The organism is Paenibacillus kobensis NBRC 15729 (genome assembly GCF_004000825.1).
Taxonomy (GTDB): domain Bacteria; phylum Bacillota; class Bacilli; order Paenibacillales; family Paenibacillaceae; genus Paenibacillus_T; species Paenibacillus_T kobensis.
The window spans coordinates 1-869 of sequence record NZ_BILZ01000148.1 but is presented as its reverse complement, the minus strand read 5'-3'; the positions used below and the strand labels follow the sequence as shown (position 1 = coordinate 869).

Sequence of the window (869 nt, the reverse complement as noted above, 5' to 3'; positions counted from 1 at the left end):
GTGTCTGCGGCCTTACGTAATCCAGCTGCAGATCCAGCACTGGCGCCGGTTCTCTAAATACACCCTGCCAATATCTGCTCTGTTCCGATAAGTCTCTTGTTCGCATCCATTCGCTGTAATCCTTGTATTGCACACTCAGCGGCTTTAATTGCTCTCCTTTGTAGAGCTTGGAAAGTTCTTTTGTAAAAATATCCATAGACATACCATCGGAGATGATATGGTGCATATCTAACAAGAGGATCGTTTTGTCCTCTCCTATTTTGACTGCCTTCATCCGCATCAGCGGCGCCTTGGCAAGGTTAAACGGATGCACAAAACTATGCAGCAGCTTTTCTTCTTTTTCTGCAATCCGCTCTTCATACTCCAATTCGAGTTGAACTTCTTTTGCTATCCTCTGTACGAGTTCTCCACCATGCATATGGAAACTGGTGCGCAGAGCTTCATGGCGGATGGCCAATTGCTCCAGCGCATACTTCATGCGGCCCCTATCTAACGTTCCGTTAATCCGCATTACTGTCGGCATATTGTACGCTATCCCAGCATCGTCCATCTGGTTAATCAGGTATATCCTCATTTGTGCCGACGACATCGGATACGCTTCTTTATCTTCCGCCTGCGGAATCGGAATGTATGCTTTCGATTTCACTTTTGCTTGTTCTACTTCTTTGGCGAGAAGCCGGGCAGTCGGAGCGGTAAAAATGGCCTTCAGCGGCAAGCGTACTCCGGTCTTCGCTTCAATCTGATTGACAACACGGGTTGCGCGAAGGGAATGCCCGCCCAACTCGAAGAAGTTGTCTTCAATTCCCACCGGAGTAACACCTAACACTTCTGTAAAGGCACATGCAACCGCTTCTTCTATTTCATTCCGT

At 47.8% G+C, this 869-nt stretch carries 1 protein-coding gene; it reads right to left on the bottom strand.

Translation table 11 applies throughout. The annotated features are described in order from the left end of the window. A partial coding sequence (locus tag PKO01S_RS28525; RefSeq protein WP_246070784.1) for a condensation domain-containing protein occupies nt 1–869 on the bottom strand: 869 nt, incomplete at both ends.